The organism is Streptomyces sp. NPDC059816 (genome assembly GCF_042732055.1).
In the GTDB taxonomy this organism is placed as follows: domain Bacteria; phylum Actinomycetota; class Actinomycetes; order Streptomycetales; family Streptomycetaceae; genus Streptomyces.
Window position 1 is genome coordinate 290,389 of record NZ_JBHWIQ010000008.1, and the last position, 17,080, is coordinate 307,468.

Below are 17,080 nucleotides of genomic sequence, written 5' to 3' on the forward strand. Positions count from 1 at the left end.
CGGTGCTGGGGCTCCGGTGCTGGGGCCCGGTCAGGTCAGGTCAGCCGAAGCCGAGCTGGATGACCCAGAAGCTCAACGCGGCGCTCAGCGCCGCCGCGGGCATGGTGATGAACCAGCCGAGGACGATGTTCTTGGCGACCCCCCAGCGCACCGCCTTCACCCGCTTCGTCGCCCCGACCCCCATGATCGCCGAGGTGATCACATGGGTCGTGGAGATCGGCGCGTGGAACAGGAACGCCGAGCCGAACATGATGGCCGCGCCGGTGGTCTCCGCCGCGAACCCCTGCGGCGGGTCCAGCTCGATGATCTTCCGCCCCAGGGTGCGCATGATCCGCCAGCCGCCGGCGTAGGTGCCGAGCGAGAGCATCACCGCACACGCGATCTTCACCCACACCGGGATCTCGTCGCCGGACGCCTGGACGTCGGCGATCACCAGGGCCATCACGACGATGCCCATCGTCTTCTGCGCGTCCTGGAGGCCGTGCCCGAGGGCCATGCCGGCCGCCGAGACGGTCTGCGCGATCCGGAAGTGGCGCTTGGCCTTGTGCGGGTTGGCCCGCCGGAACATCCACAGGATCGCGCACATCACCAGATAGCCCACCACCAGCCCGACCAGCGGCGACAGGAACATCGGAATGACGATCTTGTCGAACACCCCGGACCAGATGACGTCCGTGCCGCCCGCGAGCGCCGCGCCGACCATCCCGCCGAACAGGGCGTGCGAGGAGGACGAGGGCAGCCCGAGGTACCAGGTCACCAGGTTCCAGATGATCGCACCGACCAGCGCGGCGAAGAGGATGCCCATCCCCTTGTTGCCGTGCGGCGTCTCGATCAGCCCCTCACTGACCGTCTTGGCCACCCCGCTGCCGAGGAACGCACCGATCAGGTTCATCACCGCGGCCATCGCCAGCGCGGCCTTGGGCGTCAGCGCCCGGGTGGAGACGGAGGTGGCGATGGCGTTCGCCGAGTCGTGGAACCCGTTGGTGTACGTGAAGAACAGCGCGACCCCGATGGTCGCGACCAGCGCGAAGGTGTCCACGAAGGTCAGGACTCCTTGACGGCGATGGTCTCCACCGTGTTCGCCACGTGCTCGAAGGCGTCGGCGGCCTCTTCCAGCACATCGACGATCTGCTTCAACTTGAGCACCTCGATGGCGTCGTACTTGCCGTTGAAGAGGTGGGCGAGCAGCTTGCGGTGGATCTGGTCGGCCTGGTTCTCCAGCCGGTTGACCTCGATCCAGTACTCGGTGAGGTGCTCCATCGTGCGCAGGTGCGGCATCGCCTCGGCCGTCAACTCGGCCGCCCGCGCCAACACCTCGATCTGCTGCTCCACGCCCTTCGGCAGCTGCTCGACCTGGTAGAGGACGACCAGGTCGACGGCCTCCTCCATGAAGTCCATGATGTCGTCGAGGGAGGAGGCGAGGGAGTAGATGTCCTCACGGTCGAACGGGGTGATGAACGAGGAGTTCAGTTGGTGGAAGATGGCGTGGGTGGCATCGTCGCCCGCGTGCTCGGCAGCGCGCATCCGTTCCGCGATCTCGGCCCGATCGGACGCGTCGGCCCCGAGCAGTTCCATCAGGAGCTTCGAGCCGGTGACGATGTTGTCCGCGGACGCGGCGAACATGTCGTAGAAGCTCGTCTCCCTGGGGGTCAGACGAAAACGCACGTGGGGTCCTCGGGATGCTGTGGTTTCGGTCAGGTTGATGCCAGGCGCATCATCCAGTCACGCTAACCGGCGTTCCACCAGTGTCGCTCATGGAACGCACCGGACGGCACCGGGTCCGTCCAACCGTCCCGTACCCGGAAAAGTTCGGTACCATATACCCACTAGGGGTATACAACCTTAAGGCTGCCGCTCCGCGCGGCGACAGTACGGAGGACGCCATGGCGAGCACCGACACCGACTCGACGACGACCGGCGCCTGCTGCTCCGGATCCAGCGCGGCGGCGACCGAGGGGACCACGGAATTGATCACCGACCACGACCTGGGCATCCACGGCTACCACAAGCAGAAGGACGAGCACCTCAAGCGGCTGCGGCGGATCGAGGGGCAGGTCCGCGGCCTACAGCGGATGGTGGACGAGGACACCTACTGCATCGACATACTCACTCAGGTGTCCGCCTCCACCAAGGCCCTCCAGTCCTTCGCCCTCCAGCTCCTGGAGGAGCACCTGCGGCACTGCGTCGCCGATGCGGCCCTCAAGGGCGGCTCGGAGATCGACGACAAGGTCGAGGAAGCGTCGAAGGCCATCGCCCGGCTGCTCCGCACCTGATCCGTACGGCGACCTGACCGCGTACCGGTGCGGCTCGACACCGGCACGCGGTCAGGCGAACGCCGTACGCCGTGCGGTCACCCGGTCCGGCCGTCGGTCCTGCCGACGACCGGCTCCTCGTCCGCCGCACGGTGCACCCGCAGCACCTCGTCGATGAGGGCCACACTCAACCGCTCCTCGTGCGACGCACTCGCAGCGATGATCAACTCGCCGCACAGCTCGATCTCAGCAAGAGCGACGTGGTCCTGCACTGCCGTTCCACTGGACGGAGCCACACACATCACCTCTTCCTGGCCGCCACCGACTTCCTAGAGTAGGCAGCGACTACACACCGCGCATGGCACGGACGGACCATTTCCGCCCCGCCCTGACGACTACGCCCCTTCTGCGCCTTCCCGCGTCCTGCCGCGGCTCGCGCGCCGCGCACTCCGCGCGCAGCACCGGTTCACGCCCCTTCCGCGATCTTTCCCGCGTAGATGTCCCCCGCGTCCGGCAGCCGTACGTCGACCGGTGCGCCGAACCCGAACAGCAGCGTCGTAGACGCGACGGCCACCGCGTCCGCGTGGCGCTCGTTCACGAAGCTGAACTGGTGCCGTACCTTCCGCACCCGCCCCTGTTCGTCGAGGTACACGTCGAACGGCACCTCCCGGGTGGAGAAGCCCTTGGCCGCCGCGGCGAGGGCGCTCCTCGTCTCCCGGGACGCCACGGCCGCCGCCCGCGCGAGGTCCGCGGTCCCCCGGTAGTGCCGCACCGGCGTCCCCGCCACCCTGGTCTCCCCCACGTACCGCACCGCACGGGCCCCACGCAGCAACTCGGCGGCGGCGAACGGATCGGTGACACCGCCGGTGACCAGGTTCCCGTCGGACACGGACGCGGTGTCGACCCGGACCCACTTGTCGGCGGGCACCCCGGCCCCCCGGTTCTTCATGTACAGCGCCCCGGGCGCCAACAGTTCGGTGATGGGGCGCTGACGAGGGCTTCCGGTGGGGTCCTGCGGCAGCACCACCCGCAACCGACCGAGCCGCCGCGCGAAGTCGTACACGCCCTCGCCGCGGATGGTGACCCGCGTACCGCCGGTCGCCATGTCCATCGCGGTGCGGGCCTTGGCGGTCCCCGCACCCACCAGCCGGGCGGCGGCCCGGTGCACGGCGTCCACCGGATCGGCCGGGGGCAACTGCCCGGTGACGACCCCGGCCCCGGTGCAGCCGGTGGTCCCGGCGAGCAGCCCCGTCACGGCGACGGCCGCGACGACCGCGCCCGGGCTCCGCCTGTACTGCCGCACCACCATCGCCGACCCCCATGGCTGTCGAGAAGCTGTCGATACGAGTCAGGGCACCGTGCTGTGTCGTCCCGCCTAACGACGTGTCCCGGCGCCCGTCACGCTCGGGTTCGCACCGCGCCCCCGCGGCGCTACCGTGGAACCGTGGCGCACGAGTTGGATCTCACCGAACCCCCCACCGCCGCGGAGCACCGCACCACCACCGTGGAGCAGGGCCGCTTCGTCACCGCACGCTGTAGCTGCGGCTGGCGCGGCGCGGCCCGCCGTGCCCGGAGCAAGGCCCGTTCGGACGCCGAGGGACACCGGACCGGCCCCCTGCGCTGAACCCGCCCGCCCGGGAACCGAACGTCACCGCCGCAGCTCTACGGGGGTGACGGACGAACGGGCGTGGGGGGCGGGCGGTCGCGCGCCGGACGGGCGGCGGGGCGACGCACACCGCGTGCCGGCGACCGGGCCCCGGGGGGAGGCGGACATGGAACGGCGCGGGTTCATCGGCGCGGGCGCGGCGATCACGGTGACGACCTTGGCGGGTTGCACGGGCGGTGGCGCCCGGGACGACGGAGCAGCGGTCGGCACCCGCACCTCCCCGACACCGAGCACGGCCGCACCCGCCACGCTCGCCTCCGCCTCCCGCGCGGCGCCCACCAGGGTCCCCGCACGGTGGCGGGACCTGGCGCGGGACCTCGACGGAACGCTGGTGCGGCCCGGCGACCGCGTCTGGGAGAGTGCCCGGGTCCTCTACAACACCCGGTTCGACGGGCTGCGCCCCGCCGCCGTCGCCTACGTGCGGCACGAACAGGACGTGCGCACCGTCCTCGCGTACGCCCGGGCCCGGCGGATGCAGGTGGCGATCCGGAGCGGCGGCCACGCGTACGCCGGCTGGTCCTCCGGCAACGGGCGACTGATCGTCGACGTGTCCGCGCTGTCCCGGATCCGCGCGGACGGCGCCGATGCCGTCGTGGGCGCGGGGGCCAAGCTCATCGACGTCTACCGCTCGCTCGCCGCGCGGGGGGTGACCGTCCCGGCCGGCTCCTGTCCGACCGTCGGCATCAGCGGACTCACCCTCGGCGGCGGCCACGGTGTGGTGTCCCGCGCCTACGGGCTGACCTGCGACCACCTCATCGGGGCGCGGATCGTCACCGCCGACGGCAAGCGGCTGGTCGCGGACCGGGAGCAGAACCGTGACCTGTTCTGGGCGCTGCGCGGCGCCGGCAACGGCAACTTCGGCGTCGTCACGGAACTCCGCTTCCGTACCCGTCCCGCACCTCGCGCCGTCTCGGGGCGGCTGACCTGGCCGTGGGCCCGGGCGGCGGCCGTCCTGAAGGCGTGGCAGGCGTGGGGGCCCGCCCAGCCCGACGAGATCTGGTCCTCGCTGCACCTGACCCGCTCGCCGGGCGGCGCCCCGCGCGTGGCGGTCAACTGCTTCTCGCTCGGTACGTACGGCGAGCTCCAGAACGCGGTGGACCGGCTCGCCGACCGCATCGGCGCCTCGGCGAGCAGCGTCCGGTTGCGGCGCCTGTCGTACGCGGCGGCGATGGAGGTGTACGCAGGCTGCTCGGGCTTCGGCGAGGCGGCGCAGTGCCGACTGCCGGGGGAGGTCCCGGGGCGTTCCCCGCGGGGTGCGCTGGGCCGGGAGACCTATGCGGCCCGGTCCGACTTCTTCGACCGGTCGCTGTCCGAGGCCGGGGTGCGGACCCTGCTCGGCCGGATCGAGGGGGTGCGCGGCGGGGCGGGGAGCGTCTCGCTGACCGCGCTGGGCGGGGCCGTGAACCGGGTCGCCCCGACCGCGACGGCCTTCGTCCACCGTCGCTCCCGGATGCTGGCCCAGTACCTGGTGTCCTGGGCCCCGGGAACCGCGAGCACCGCGGCGTCGGGCTGGCTCGACGGGACGCACACCGCGATGCGGCGGTACGCCTCCGGTGCCGCCTACCAGAACTACACCGATGCCGCGCTGACCGACTGGCGCACCGCCTACTACGGGGCGGCGGCCGGACGGCTGCGGGCGGTGAAGGCCACGTACGACCCGTCGGGCTTCTTCACCTTCCCGCAGTCCCTGTAGTGCCGCAGTCGCCCCTGTAGCGCCGCCGTCGCACGGGGGCTACAGGGGTCTCCGGGGTCGGCGTCAGGCGGCGAGGTCGCGTTCCTCGGAGCGGGAGCCGGGGGTGCCGGATGTTTCACGGGAAACATCGGTGGCGGAGCGGGGCATGATCAGCCAGGAGCCGTGCCGGGAGCGCCCGATCGCCCGGGTGAGCGGGGTGAGCAGCATCGCGGCGAGCGGTGCGAGCAGCAGGGCGACGGCCGTGCCGAGGGCGAATCCGCCGATGACGTCGGTGGGGTAGTGCACGCCCATGTAGATGCGGGACACCCCGGCGAAGAACGCCATCACGATGGCGATCAGCCCGTACTTGCGGTGGGCGATGAAGATGCCGACGGCCATGGCCATGGCGAGCGTGGAGTGGTCGCTGACGAAGGAGTAGTCCGTCTTGCCCTCGATGAGGACTTCCAGGCCCTCGTGGTCGTTGAACGGTCTCGGTCGCTCCACGAAGCCGCGGATGGGGATGTTGACGATGACCGCGATGGCGGCGGCCAGGGGCACCCAGATGACGGCGGCGGCCGACTGCGCGGCCTCGTCCAGCGAACCCGCACGGGCCCGCAGCTTCCACCAGGTCCACACCCCGAGCAGCACCAGGGCGAACATCAGCCCGTACTCGCCGACGTAGTGCATGATGTCGTCGAACCAGGTCGGGGCGTCCTTGGCCAGGCCATTGATCTCGTAGAGCAGGCTGACATCGGGGTTCGACCCGGAGTCTTCGAGTCCAGCCATGGTGCCGCGGCCCCTTCGTCATGCATCGCTACTGCGGGCGCACCCGGCTGTGCGCCTCACCGACCAACCCCCGTTGATCCTCGTGTCACGTCGGACGGTCACCGCCGGTTCGTCCGGCGTCTGCCCGTCCCTCGGTCCCGGCCGGGGCGGTCTCCCGCTCCGGTGTCCGAGACGGCCCCGGGGGCCACGTACACGAGGAACGCACAACCCCCGGGGACGCGTTCCGCTCTCAACCGAAAGATCACTGAGACGTTACCCAAGAGAGATTCGTCATCGCAGCTCAGGGACGGGCGCCGGAGGGAGGATTCCAGCCACTCGATGCGCGCGGATCTTCATCATCACACGCCTGAGCAGCCGTCCCACACGCCGCCCCGCCCCTGGTCACGACGGGTCTCCTCAGGTCGACGGGGTGCGCGTCGGCAACGCTTCCGCGCCGTCCTGGGTCACCCGGGTCGCCCCGAAATAGTCCGGCGTATCGATCGGGGTGAACCGGATCACGGCACCCGTCCTCGGCGCGTCGATCATGTACCCGCCTCCCACGTAGATCCCCACGTGCCGGATGGCCCGCGAGTTGGTGAGGTCGTCCGAGAAGAAGACCAGGTCACCGGGGAGCAGTTCGTCCCGCGAGGGGTGCGGCCCGGCGTTGTACTGGTCATTGGCGACCCGGGGCAGTTCGATGTCCACACTCCGGTACGCGGCCTGCGTCAACCCCGAGCAGTCGAAGCGACCGCCCTGTGCGGCCGTGCCCGTACCGCCCCACAGGTAGTCCGTACCGAGCTTCCCCTGGGCGTAGTGGATCGCCCCCGCCGCCTGCCGCGAGGGCTCCACCCGGCCGACCGGCCGCGCGAAGCTCTCCTGGAGACTGGTAATGATCTTCACGTAGTTCTGGGTCTCGCGGTACGGGGGGACCCCGCCGTACTTGATCACGGCGTACGGGCCCGCGTTGTACGCGGCCAGCATGTTCTTCGTCGGGTCGCCCGGCACGTCCTTCACGTACTTGGCGAGTGCGCAGTCGTACGAGGCCGCCGACGGGATCGCGTCCTTCGGGTCCCAGACGTCCCGGTCCCCGTCCCCGTCCCCGTCGACGCCGTGCGTCGCCCAGGTGCCGGGGATGAACTGGGCGATGCCCTGCGCCGCCGCGGGGCTCTGCGCCCTCGGGTTGAAACCCGACTCCTGGTACAGCTGGGCGGCGAGCAGCGCGGGGTTGATCGCGGCGCACAGGTTGCCCCACTTCTCCACCAACGGCTGGTACGCGGCCGGAACCGCGCCCTTCGCCAGCCCGACCCCCTGACCACCACCACCGCCCGCGAGGTTCCCCGCGGCCAGGAACGTGGCGACGACCAACAGCATCACGAACCCGATCCCACCGCTGACGACGGCACCGGCGACGAGCCAGGCCCCACGCGCCCTACGCACCGTCAACCCCTCCTCAGCGCCAGCGAGTCCGCCGCCGGCCAGTGTAGGCCCGGCACCACGGCCCGACAGGAGCGCAACGAGGGGGTGCGGACCGCTCCGATGCGCCCTTGCACGCACCATGAGGGCCGCCCGGCGCACACCCGCAACAGGTGCAGGGCACGCCACGGAGGGGAAAAGGGTCTAACGAGCCAACAGATGTGAGGTTGCGCAAGGCCATCATTGCCCGGCGTGACGCCGCATGATACACAGAGTGATCAAACAGTCCCTTGTATGCCGTTTCACGCCCCCGCGTGAGCCGATGAACAATAATTTGTACGAAACCCGCCGACCAAAGACGCCAAGTCGACATGCTGAGGCGGATTCGTCAGCGAGAATGAGCGTGCCCTCTGCACCCTCGCAGGGGTTTCAGGAACTACCCATACAGGGGCGGTGAGTTACATGTTTAGGGCAGCCGACAAGGGCGACATCACCACCATCATCGGCGGGATCGCCCCGGACTGGGGTCCCTTCGGGAGCCTGGGCAACGAGGCACGGGTGATGATCCAGGTGGTGATGGCAGCAGCCATCCTGCTGTGTCTGGGCATCGCGATCTGGGGCGCGGCCAAGCAGCGCATCGGCGCCACGGCACTGCGCGACACCTTCAGCGCGGAGCAGGGCAAGGGACTCATCGTCGCGGGCCTCACCGGTGTCTTCATCATCGGATCGCTCGGCACGGTCTTCACCATCGTGTACGGAATGGCCGTCTGACCGTGTGACCCCGCCACCGCACCCCCGACGCCGCGCCCTGCGACCCGCACCCACCGGTGGGACGCACGCGGGGGCACGCCCCGGCCGCCCCCGCCCACCCGTCCGCCGCTGAGATTGCGTCCCCTGATGCCACGTCACCACACCGCGTCCCCGCGAACACCAGCACGACCCCGTGCACACCCCGGCGACACACCCGGGCACGGGGGCGCCGGACCGCGCGAACGCACCGGCCACGGAACCGGTCGGTACGGGGACGCGTCACGCGGTACGGATATCCGTACCCGCACCGCGACCGGTGACGGCGACCGGCACGACACGGAGGGGACCCACCCGCGATGAGTCCGGACGAGGGGGCCTACGGCGACCCCGGCCGCGGCGACGGCCACGCCGATCCGTACGGAAGGTCCGGGCCCGGCGGCAGCGGCCAGACCCGGACCCGACTGCCCGACTACGCCGACGACCGCCAGGGCGGGCCCCGCAGACCCGCCCGCTCCTCGTCACGCGGCCTCGTCACCGTCGTAGGGATCGTCGTCCTCCTGATCGCCGCGATCGCCTTCGCCAACCGGGGCGGTGACGAACCGTCAACGGCCCGCCCCGACACCGAGCGGCCCAAGGCCGACTCCACCGCGGCGAGCGGCACCCGGCCCGTCGACGGCCAGCAGGGCGGCATCGCGACCGGGTTCGCCCGCGACGCGCAGGGGGCGCAGTCGGCCGCCGCGAACTACGCGGTCGCACTCGGCTCGGCGGACATGTTCGACCAGGCCAAACGGTCCGCGGTCCTGCGCACCATCATCGTCCCCTCCAAGGTGCCCGGCTTCGAATCCACGCTGGACAAGGCGTACTCCCCAGGCTTCCACCAGGCCGTCGGCCTCAACGACGACGGAACCACCCCCACCGGATACACCTTCGTGTCCCGAACCACCCCCATCGGCACCAAAGCCACCAGCGCGGAGGGCGATCGGGCCACCGTCGAGGTCTGGTGCAGCGGACTCCTCGGCCTCGCCGGGGAAGGCTCCACCAACCCCGTCACCCACACCTGGTTCACCCTCACCCTGAACCTGGAGTGGACCGACGGTGACTGGAAGGTCGCCACGCACTCCCAGAAGCAAGGCCCCGCACCGGTCCCCGGCGACAACCGGGCGTCCAGCGCGGAGGACATCGCCAAGGCAGTCGAGGGGTACGGAGGGTTCACCTATGCCCGGTAGCCGTTCACCTGTGCGGACAGGCACCCCACCCGGAACGGGACGCTCCGGCGCCCCGCTCCCCCAGGAGCCGGAAACCCGCGCGTCCACCGCGCACCGCAGCGGACGGACCCACCGTCACCCGTCCCGGATCGCCGCCGCGTTCATCGCCGCGCCGACCGCCGCCCTCCTACCCGTTCTCCTGCTGGCCACCCGCGCCACCGCCGCCCCGACTCCGACTCCGTCGCCGTCGGAGACCAACGACAACTGCGAACTCGTCCAGGGGCCCGCACGGGACTACTGCGAGAACGGCAGCCAGGGCGACGGCGGCGGGAGCGGTTCCTCCGACAACCCCGCGGACACCCTCGGCGACGCCCTCGACCCCCTGAACGCCCTCGCCAAGGGCTGCGCCGACGCCGCCGCCTGGACCGTGAACAAACTGTCCGAGGCCGTCAAGGAAACCGCCGAGGTCGACTACACCAACCCCACCTTCCTCAAGCAGTACGCCGTCGTCTTCGCCGCCTCCAGCATCCTCACCCTGCTGCTGTGGCTGCTCGCCGTCGCCAAACGAGCCGTCCGCGGAGTACCGATGGGCACCGCGCTGTCCGAAGCGGTCGGGTTCCTGTGGCTGACCGTCATCGCCTCCGCCTTCACCCCGCTGATCCTCTACACCGTCGTCTCCGCCACCGACGGGGTCACCGACGTCCTCGCCAAGGCCACCGGCGGCCAGACCGACGTGTTCTTCGGCTCGTTCTCCGAAGCCCTCACCAAGGGCGACGACATCGGCGGCGGACCGATCATGCTGATCGTGGTCTCCCTCGTCTCGGTCCTCGCCGCCGGCGTCCTCTGGCTCGAACTCGTCATCCGCGCCGCCCTCCTCTACGTCGGCGCACTCCTCGGCACCGTCGTCTACGCCGGACTCGTCGACAAGAACCTGTGGGGCCACGTACGCCGCTGGGCCGGCATCATGATCGCCGTCATCCTGGTGAAACCCGTCATCGTGATCGTCCTCGGCCTCGCCGGCGCCCTCTCCAGCTCCGACGACGGACCCGACGCGTTCTCCGCCGTCGTCTCCGGACTCGCGATCATCCTGCTCGCCATCTTCGCCAGCGCCATGATCTACCGCTTCGTCCCCGGCTTCGGCGACGAAATCGCGAACTCCCGCAACAACCGCATCCAACACGGCGCCGAAAGCCGCGCCGCCGCCGTCATCAGCTCCCCCGCCGCCCTCGTCTCCCAGGGCATCAAGACCCACAGCACCCGCGCCGACCACGGCGGCGGCGGAGCACCCCCCCGCCCCAGCAACCCGGTCAGCGGAGGCGTCGCCGCCCACAGCAGCCGCGGCCAGGGCGGGCAAGGCGGCGGCACCACCCCCGCCTCCGCACCCGCCCCCCGCTCCAGCCCCATGAACAGCCCGCACGCCAGCACCAACCGCACGGGAGGTGAAGGACGTTGACGACCGAATCGCTGTCCCACGCGTCCCACCCGGCCGCAGCACGCCGGACCTATCTCATCGGCCGCGCCCGGCCCAACGCCGTCGTCGGCCGCAACCGAGAGACCGGCGAGATCGCCCTCATCATCGCCGGCGCCTTCATGGGCATGATGAGCGGACTCCTCGTCCCCGTGCTGTCCCTACGGATCGTGCTGCTCCTCGGCTTCCCCCTGCTCGCGCTCGCCGCCGTCTACGTCCCCTACAAACGGCGCACCTTCTACAAGTGGTTCGAGATCAACCGCAGCTTCAAACGGCACCTCAAGCGAGGCACCACCTACCGCTCCGCGGCCCCCGAAGCCGGCATCAGCGTCGACGGCCACGAAGTCGAAATCGGTCCGCCGCCCGGCATCGGCCGCATCGCCTGGCTCTCCGCCCCCTTCGGACCCGACGAGATCGCCGTCCTCCTCCACGCCGACCGCAAGACCATCACCGCGGCCATCGAAATCGAAGGCCCCGGCGTCGGCCTGCGCGACTCCGAGGACCAAGAAGCCCTCGTCGACCGCTTCGGCACCCTCCTCAAGCACGTGGCCAACGGCGACGGCTTCGTCACCCGCATCCAGATGCTCGCCCGCACCCTGCCCGCCGACCCCGACGCCCACGCCAAGGACGTCGCCCAGCGCGGCGACACCCACGCCCCCGGCTGGCTCCAGGACTCCTACGAACAACTCCAGTCCATGGTGTCCACCAGCAGCGAACAGCACCGCGCCTACCTCGTCGCCTGCATGCACCACAGCCGGGAACTCGCCGCCGAAGCCAACGCCATGGCCCGCGCCGCCCGCGCCCAGACCGGCCGCCGCAAACTCGACCGCGACGCCGGACTCGCCGTCGTCATGGCCCGTGAACTCACCGACATCTGCTCCCGCCTCCAGGAAGCCGACATCCGGCTGCGCCAACCCCTCGGGCAGAGCCGCCTCGCCTCCCTCGTGCACTCCATGTACGACCCGGACCACCCCATCGACCACATCCAGGCCATGACCAAGCGCAACGCCTGGCCCGCCGAACTCGACGCCGTCGAACCCACCTTCCTCCAGGCCAAGACCCGCGAGTCCAGCACCCGCGCCCCCTGGTGCCACGCCACCGCCTGGGTGAAGGAGTGGCCGATGACCCCCGTCGGCGTGAACTTCCTCGCGCCGCTCCTCGTGCACACCCCCGACGTCATCCGCACGGTCGCCGTCACCATGGACCTCGAACCCACCGAGATCGCCATCGAACGGATGCTCACCGAGAAGACCAACGACGAGGCCGACGCCAGCCGCGCCGCCAAGATGAACCGCACCGTCGACCCCCGGGACATCGCCGCCCACTCCCGACTCGACCAACGCGGCGAGGACCTCGCCTCCGGCGCCGCCGGCGTCAACCTCGTCGGCTACATCACCGTGTCCGCCCGCTCCCCCGAGGCCCTCGCCCGCGACAAGCGCACCATCCGCGCCTCCGCCGGCAAGTCGTACCTCAAGCTGGAGTGGTGCGACCGCGAACACCACCGCGCCTTCGTCAACACCCTGCCGTTCGCCACCGGCATCCGCAAATAGCCGAACCACCCCGGCCGGGCCCACCACGGACCCGGCCCCACCGCACGGCCCTGCACGCCACGGAGGGCACGCACCACGGGAACGACCAGGCCATGCACGTGGACCGGGTCCAGGAAACGAACCAGACCCCAGCGAACATGAACCAGGTCAGTGAACACGCGAACCAGGCCAGCGAACGTGAACCGGACCCACCGATGATGAGCGATGAGCGGGGACAGGGTGATGTGTGTGGACGGGAGCTGATGAACTGATGCGGGACCCGCTGTCCATCCTTACGGACGCGTTCACGGCCTTCCTCTTCGGGAAGGTGGAAACGACCCGACTGCCCGTGCGCACCTCCACGGGCCAGGCCCAGGCCGTCTACCTGCCGACCGCCGCACCCGGCCTCGGCGACTCCGGCGTGATCATCGGCCGCGAGGTGTACTCCGGCAAGGGCTACATCTACGACCCCTTCCAGCTGTACGGGCAGCAGCTCCCGGCGCCCCACTGGCTGGTGCTCGGCGAGTCCGGCAACGGCAAGTCCGCCCTGGAGAAGACCTACGTCCTGCGGCAGCTCCGGTTCCGGGACCGACAGGTCGTCGTCCTCGACGCCCAGGGAGAAGACGGCGTCGGCGAATGGAACCTCGTCGCGCAGGAGCTGGGCATAACGCCCATCCGGCTCGACCCGACGGCCGCCCTGGACATGGGCATCCGCCTCAACCCGCTCGACCCGTCGATCACCACCACCGGACAGCTCGCCCTGCTGCGCACCATCATCGAGGTCGCGATGGGACACGGGCTCGACGAGCGGTCCGGCTTCGCCCTCAAGGTCGCCCACGCCTACGTCAACGAAACGATCCTGGACCGGCAGCCGGTACTCACCGACATCGTGGAACAGCTCCGCCACCCCGAACCGGAATCCGCGCAGTCCATGAACGTCGCCATCGACGACGTCCGTGCCTGGGGCCTCGACGTCGCCCTCGTCCTGGACCGCCTGGTCGACGGTGACCTGCGCGGCATGTTCGACGGCCCGACCACCGTCGGCATCGACCTGGACGCCCCGCTGATCGTCTTCGACCTCTCCCACATCGACCGCAACTCGATCGCCATGCCCATCCTCATGGCCATCGTGGGCGTCTGGCTGGAACACACCTGGATCCGCCCCGACCGCAAGAAGCGCATCTTCCTGGTCGAAGAAGCCTGGCACATCATCAACAGCCCGTTCGTCGCACAGCTCTTCCAGCGGCTGCTGAAGTTCGGCCGCCGCCTCGGCCTCTCGTTCATCGCCGTCGTCCACCACCTGTCCGACGTCGTCGACGGCGCCGCCGCGAAGGAAGCAGCGGCCATCCTGAAGATGGCCTCCACCCGGACCATCTACGCCCAGAAGGCCGACGAGGCCCGGGCCACCGGCCGGGTGCTGGGCCTGCCCCGCTGGGCCGTCGAGATCATCCCGACCCTCACCCCGGGCATCGCCGTCTGGGACGTCAACGGGAACGTCCAGGTCGTCAAACACCTGGTCACCGAAGCCGAACGCCCCCTCGTCTTCACCGACCGCGCCATGACCGAATCCTCCGCGACCCACGACGAGGCCCTGCACGCCGCCGAACTCGAAGCGGAACACCGCGCCGCAGCCTTCGTGGAACAACAGTGGGGCGACGCGTCCGAATCGACCGTCGCATGACCCGCGCCCCGGCCCGAACCCCGGCAGCAGCACCAGCAGGAGCGACAGGAGCGGGGGCGGCAACGGTGGCGAGTCAACGCCATATCTGCCGGGATACGTGTGTGAGCACGGGGGCGACTGTGGACAGTGGTACAGGTGTGAGCGGAGGAGCGATGCGGAACCGGACGGTGTCCTGATGCCCCGGCATGACCGCAGGAGGTACGAAGCCCCGTACGACGACGGCGACCGCGGGCAGGGCGGACGCGGCGTGCCCGACTCCCTCCTCGTGGGCGGCCTCGCCGCCCTCCTCTGCGCAACGCTACTCATCTGGTCCTCCACCGGGCTCGCCGGCCGACTGGCACACGGTTCCTGGCCCACCGCGATCACCTTCGACAACACCCCCGCCGCGCTACGCCACTTGATCACCAACCCCCAGGACGTGACCGGAGCCTGGCCCGCCACCCCTGCCGAGCAGCTCCCCGGCCACGAGCTGTTCTGGACCCTGTTCGCCGTTCAGACCGCCCTGCTCGTCGTCGCAGGGTTCCTCGTGATGGGACTGGTCGAGCGCCTGCGCACCGGCCTCACCCGCGCCGAACGTGCCCACGCCCGCAAGGTCGCCCGCCACCGCGGCCCCCACACCCGCTACGAGGACGAGTACGACGAGCGCCGGCAGTACGGAGACGGCGGCGTTCCCGCGGATCACCGGAACGGGGCACGGTATGTGGGGGAAGCGGGGGAGCGGCACCGTTTGGAGAAGCCGCTCCGGGGGGCTCCCCCCTCCCCCACCCCCCGCCCCCTCCCCCCTCGTGGCGCCGATACCCCGCTCAGCGAGCTGTCGGAACCTCAACAGGCACAAGCCCAAGCGCTGGTCGCCGCCGAAGCCGATGCGTCCGGGGCACGCCGCCCGCGGTCCACAAGCAGTGTCGTGCCACCCACCGGACCGAACGGCCCCGATCCGGGTGCCCCCGTCCACGCCTTCGTACCGTCCGCACACGGACCCCTGGTCCTGGGGCCTCCGCGGGACCGCCACCCGGTGGCCGCCCAGGCAGTACGGGACGCGGAAGGCCCCGCGCTCGTCATCACCTCCGCTCCCGCCCTGTGGGAAGACACCAAGGACGCCCGCGCCAAACTGGGCCCCGTCCTCCTCTACGACCCCCTTCACCTCTGTGACACCCCGGCCCGCCTGCACTGGTCACCGAGCAACGGCTGCGAGGACCGAGAGACGGCAGCGCAGCGGGCCAGGGCACTACTCGCTCCGACGAGGCCCACCGCGAAGCTGGACGCGGCGGTGGCCGATACCGCCGAGACCCTGATGCGCTGCTTCCTCCACGCCGCCGCGGTCGACGGACGCCAGTTCCGTCACGTCCACCGGTGGGCACAGGGAAATCAGGTCCAGGAGGCGGTTCGCGCCCTGCGCACCAACCCCAAGGCCGCGTCCGGCAGCGCGGGCGAACTGGAAGCGGCGCTCACCGCTCACCCCGAACGCAGGGACATGGCTCAGGAGCTGACGGCGCGTACTCTCTCCTCCCTCTTCACCGTGAACGTCCGCGAGGCGTGCACGCCCAACAGAACTGATGCGCTCGCACTGGATTCCTTCGTGTCCGAAGGGGGCACGATCTATCTGGTGGGCGAGGCGATCGAAGATCCCAAGCTCCGCCCCGGAGCCATGCCCCTCCTCACGGCTCTGGCCTCAAGCGTGGTCGAGCACGGCCGGCGCATGGCCGAACGGTCATCCTCCGGTCGGCTCGACCCACCACTCGCCCTCGTCCTCGACGATGTGGCGGCGGTCGCGCCCATCCCCCAGCTACCCTCCCTGCTCGCCGCGGGGAAAGAGCGGGGGTTGCCGACACTGGCGCTCCTCCGTTCCCGTGAGCAGGCCCGGGCCCGTTGGCCCGAGGACGAACTCCCTGCCTGATCCGCCGGTCCAGCACCAGCCACTTCGCCGTCGTCATCGGGGCACCTCTCTCCTGGACTGGTTCGCTCCCGTGCACCGTCGTGAGCGGTTCACTCGGAACGCTTGGCACGCTCGGGCTCGTACCCGAGCAGGAGAAGAGGACCATGGTGGAGGGCCGGGGGACATCACACTGGGGTAGCGACTTCATCTCGTACTGCGGTACTCCTGTGCTCCGGAACCGACCGGCGGAGTGCCCCCTGCGGTATCGGTGTCCGTAGTACCCGGGTACGAGGTCAGGGGAAGGTGTTCCACGACCGTGGTGCGATGTGCGGCGGGCCCGCCCCGTACGACGATGGCCAGGTGCGCACGACAAGAACGTACGACACCGTCGCCACCCCTCGACCACCCCATCCGCGGGCCCACGCCCTGCCGGCACCCGGAGCGCCGGAGGCTGGTCCCACGCGGCCAACGGCCGCCGCGGGCAAGCCGGTCCCCACCCAGTTCATCCACAGGGTGCAGCAGGCCGCCCGCTCCGTGACACCTCACGCCCCGCCCGGCCTCCAACCCGCCGTGTTCCGGTTGGTCCAGGAGGCCCTCACCAACACCATGAAGCACTCGGGCCCGGGAGCCGCGGCCGAGGTGCAGGTCCGGTACGAGACCGGACTCGTCAGCATCACCGTCACGGACACCGGCGGCACGCCCGGCAGCGGCCCGTCGCCCCGTACCGAGCCGTCCGCCTCCGTACTTTCGTCGCCTCAAAGAGGGCAACAAAAAAGGAGTGGTTCCCAGACCCTAAGGTCTGGGAA

16 protein-coding genes are annotated in these 17,080 nt (G+C 70.5%); 10 read left to right on the plus strand and 6 right to left on the minus strand.

The features are described from left to right. Positions 1-40 precede the first annotated feature (40 nt). Together ACFV88_RS14205 and ACFV88_RS14210 are read right to left on the minus strand one after the other, a co-directional pair. Entirely contained in the window at positions 41-1,039 is a 999-nt protein-coding gene (locus ACFV88_RS14205) for an anion permease (protein ID WP_385490124.1), read from the minus strand. A 5-nt stretch (positions 1,040-1,044) separates the two neighbouring features. Beyond that, a complete protein-coding gene (locus ACFV88_RS14210) occupies positions 1,045-1,665 on the minus strand; it encodes a DUF47 domain-containing protein (RefSeq protein ID WP_385490127.1) in 621 nt (206 codons plus the stop codon). Between the two features lie 218 nt (positions 1,666-1,883). On the opposite strand from ACFV88_RS14210, the gene ACFV88_RS14215 reads away from it, so the two are divergent. Further along, positions 1,884-2,273 carry a metal-sensitive transcriptional regulator gene (locus ACFV88_RS14215; protein WP_385490130.1) on the plus strand — a complete coding sequence of 130 codons (390 nt, stop codon included), beginning with the start codon at positions 1,884-1,886 and terminating at the stop codon, positions 2,271-2,273. A 77-nt stretch (positions 2,274-2,350) separates the two neighbouring features. Here the strand turns inward: ACFV88_RS14215 and ACFV88_RS14220 are convergent, their stop codons facing one another. Next, positions 2,351-2,554 carry a hypothetical protein gene (locus ACFV88_RS14220; protein WP_385490133.1) on the minus strand — a complete coding sequence of 68 codons (204 nt, stop codon included), beginning with the start codon at positions 2,552-2,554 and terminating at the stop codon, positions 2,351-2,353. A 164-nt stretch (positions 2,555-2,718) separates the two neighbouring features. After that, positions 2,719-3,561: a hypothetical protein gene (locus ACFV88_RS14225; protein ID WP_385490135.1), complete on the minus strand. Its 843-nt coding sequence runs from the start codon at positions 3,559-3,561 to the stop codon at positions 2,719-2,721. Between the two features lie 135 nt (positions 3,562-3,696). Between ACFV88_RS14225 and ACFV88_RS14230 the strand changes: the two genes are divergently transcribed. Both ACFV88_RS14230 and ACFV88_RS14235 read left to right on the plus strand, forming a co-directional pair. Further along, on the plus strand, positions 3,697-3,876 hold the full coding sequence (locus tag ACFV88_RS14230) for a hypothetical protein (RefSeq protein ID WP_385490137.1): 180 nt from the start codon (positions 3,697-3,699) through the stop codon (positions 3,874-3,876). Positions 3,877-4,024: 148 nt separating this feature from the next. Next, positions 4,025-5,611, plus strand: coding sequence for an FAD-binding oxidoreductase (locus tag ACFV88_RS14235; RefSeq protein WP_385490139.1), 1,587 nt, complete (start codon positions 4,025-4,027; stop codon positions 5,609-5,611). A gap of 63 nt (positions 5,612-5,674) precedes the next feature. Here ACFV88_RS14235 and ACFV88_RS14240 read toward each other — a convergent pair whose 3' ends face one another. Next, on the minus strand, positions 5,675-6,376 hold the full coding sequence (locus ACFV88_RS14240) for a phosphatase PAP2 family protein (RefSeq protein ID WP_385490142.1): 702 nt from the start codon (positions 6,374-6,376) through the stop codon (positions 5,675-5,677). A gap of 396 nt (positions 6,377-6,772) precedes the next feature. Beyond that, entirely contained in the window at positions 6,773-7,798 is a 1,026-nt protein-coding gene (locus ACFV88_RS14245) for an NlpC/P60 family protein (protein ID WP_385490144.1), read from the minus strand. A gap of 432 nt (positions 7,799-8,230) precedes the next feature. Between ACFV88_RS14245 and ACFV88_RS14250 the strand changes: the two genes are divergently transcribed. The 7 genes from ACFV88_RS14250 to ACFV88_RS14280 form a co-directional block, all read left to right on the plus strand. Further along, entirely contained in the window at positions 8,231-8,539 is a 309-nt protein-coding gene (locus tag ACFV88_RS14250; protein ID WP_385490204.1) for a hypothetical protein, read from the plus strand. Between the two features lie 335 nt (positions 8,540-8,874). Next, on the plus strand, positions 8,875-9,744 hold the full coding sequence (locus ACFV88_RS14255) for a hypothetical protein (protein ID WP_385490147.1): 870 nt from the start codon (positions 8,875-8,877) through the stop codon (positions 9,742-9,744). A 127-nt stretch (positions 9,745-9,871) separates the two neighbouring features. Continuing rightward, positions 9,872-11,176, plus strand: a complete 1,305-nt coding sequence (locus ACFV88_RS14260; RefSeq protein ID WP_385490206.1) for a hypothetical protein — start codon at positions 9,872-9,874, stop codon at positions 11,174-11,176. An 11-nt stretch (positions 11,177-11,187) separates the two neighbouring features. Next, positions 11,188-12,741, plus strand: a complete 1,554-nt coding sequence (locus ACFV88_RS14265) for an SCO6880 family protein (protein WP_385490208.1) — start codon at positions 11,188-11,190, stop codon at positions 12,739-12,741. A gap of 250 nt (positions 12,742-12,991) precedes the next feature. Then, positions 12,992-14,401 carry an ATP-binding protein gene (locus ACFV88_RS14270; protein ID WP_385490149.1) on the plus strand — a complete coding sequence of 470 codons (1,410 nt, stop codon included), beginning with the start codon at positions 12,992-12,994 and terminating at the stop codon, positions 14,399-14,401. 175 nt (positions 14,402-14,576) lie between these two features. Next, entirely contained in the window at positions 14,577-16,295 is a 1,719-nt protein-coding gene (locus ACFV88_RS14275; RefSeq protein ID WP_385490152.1) for a type VI secretion protein, read from the plus strand. A 339-nt stretch (positions 16,296-16,634) separates the two neighbouring features. Beyond that, positions 16,635-17,080 (plus strand): ATP-binding protein (locus tag ACFV88_RS14280; protein WP_385490155.1); only part of this gene is annotated, 446 nt, incomplete at its 3' end.

Bases quoted from the DNA above. Each gene is read 5' to 3' on its own strand.
- ACFV88_RS14215 (WP_385490130.1), top strand. From the start codon at position 1,884: ATGGCGAGCACCGACACCGACTCGACGACGACCGGCGCCTGCTGCTCC.
- ACFV88_RS14220 (WP_385490133.1), bottom strand. From the start codon at position 2,554: ATGTGTGTGGCTCCGTCCAGTGGAACGGCAGTGCAGGACCACGTCGCT.
- ACFV88_RS14225 (WP_385490135.1), bottom strand. From the start codon at position 3,561: ATGGTGGTGCGGCAGTACAGGCGGAGCCCGGGCGCGGTCGTCGCGGCC.
- ACFV88_RS14235 (WP_385490139.1), top strand. From the start codon at position 4,025: ATGGAACGGCGCGGGTTCATCGGCGCGGGCGCGGCGATCACGGTGACG.
- ACFV88_RS14240 (WP_385490142.1), bottom strand. From the start codon at position 6,376: ATGGCTGGACTCGAAGACTCCGGGTCGAACCCCGATGTCAGCCTGCTC.
- ACFV88_RS14250 (WP_385490204.1), top strand. From the start codon at position 8,231: ATGTTTAGGGCAGCCGACAAGGGCGACATCACCACCATCATCGGCGGG.
- ACFV88_RS14255 (WP_385490147.1), top strand. From the start codon at position 8,875: ATGAGTCCGGACGAGGGGGCCTACGGCGACCCCGGCCGCGGCGACGGC.
- ACFV88_RS14270 (WP_385490149.1), top strand. From the start codon at position 12,992: ATGCGGGACCCGCTGTCCATCCTTACGGACGCGTTCACGGCCTTCCTC.
- ACFV88_RS14275 (WP_385490152.1), top strand. From the start codon at position 14,577: ATGCCCCGGCATGACCGCAGGAGGTACGAAGCCCCGTACGACGACGGC.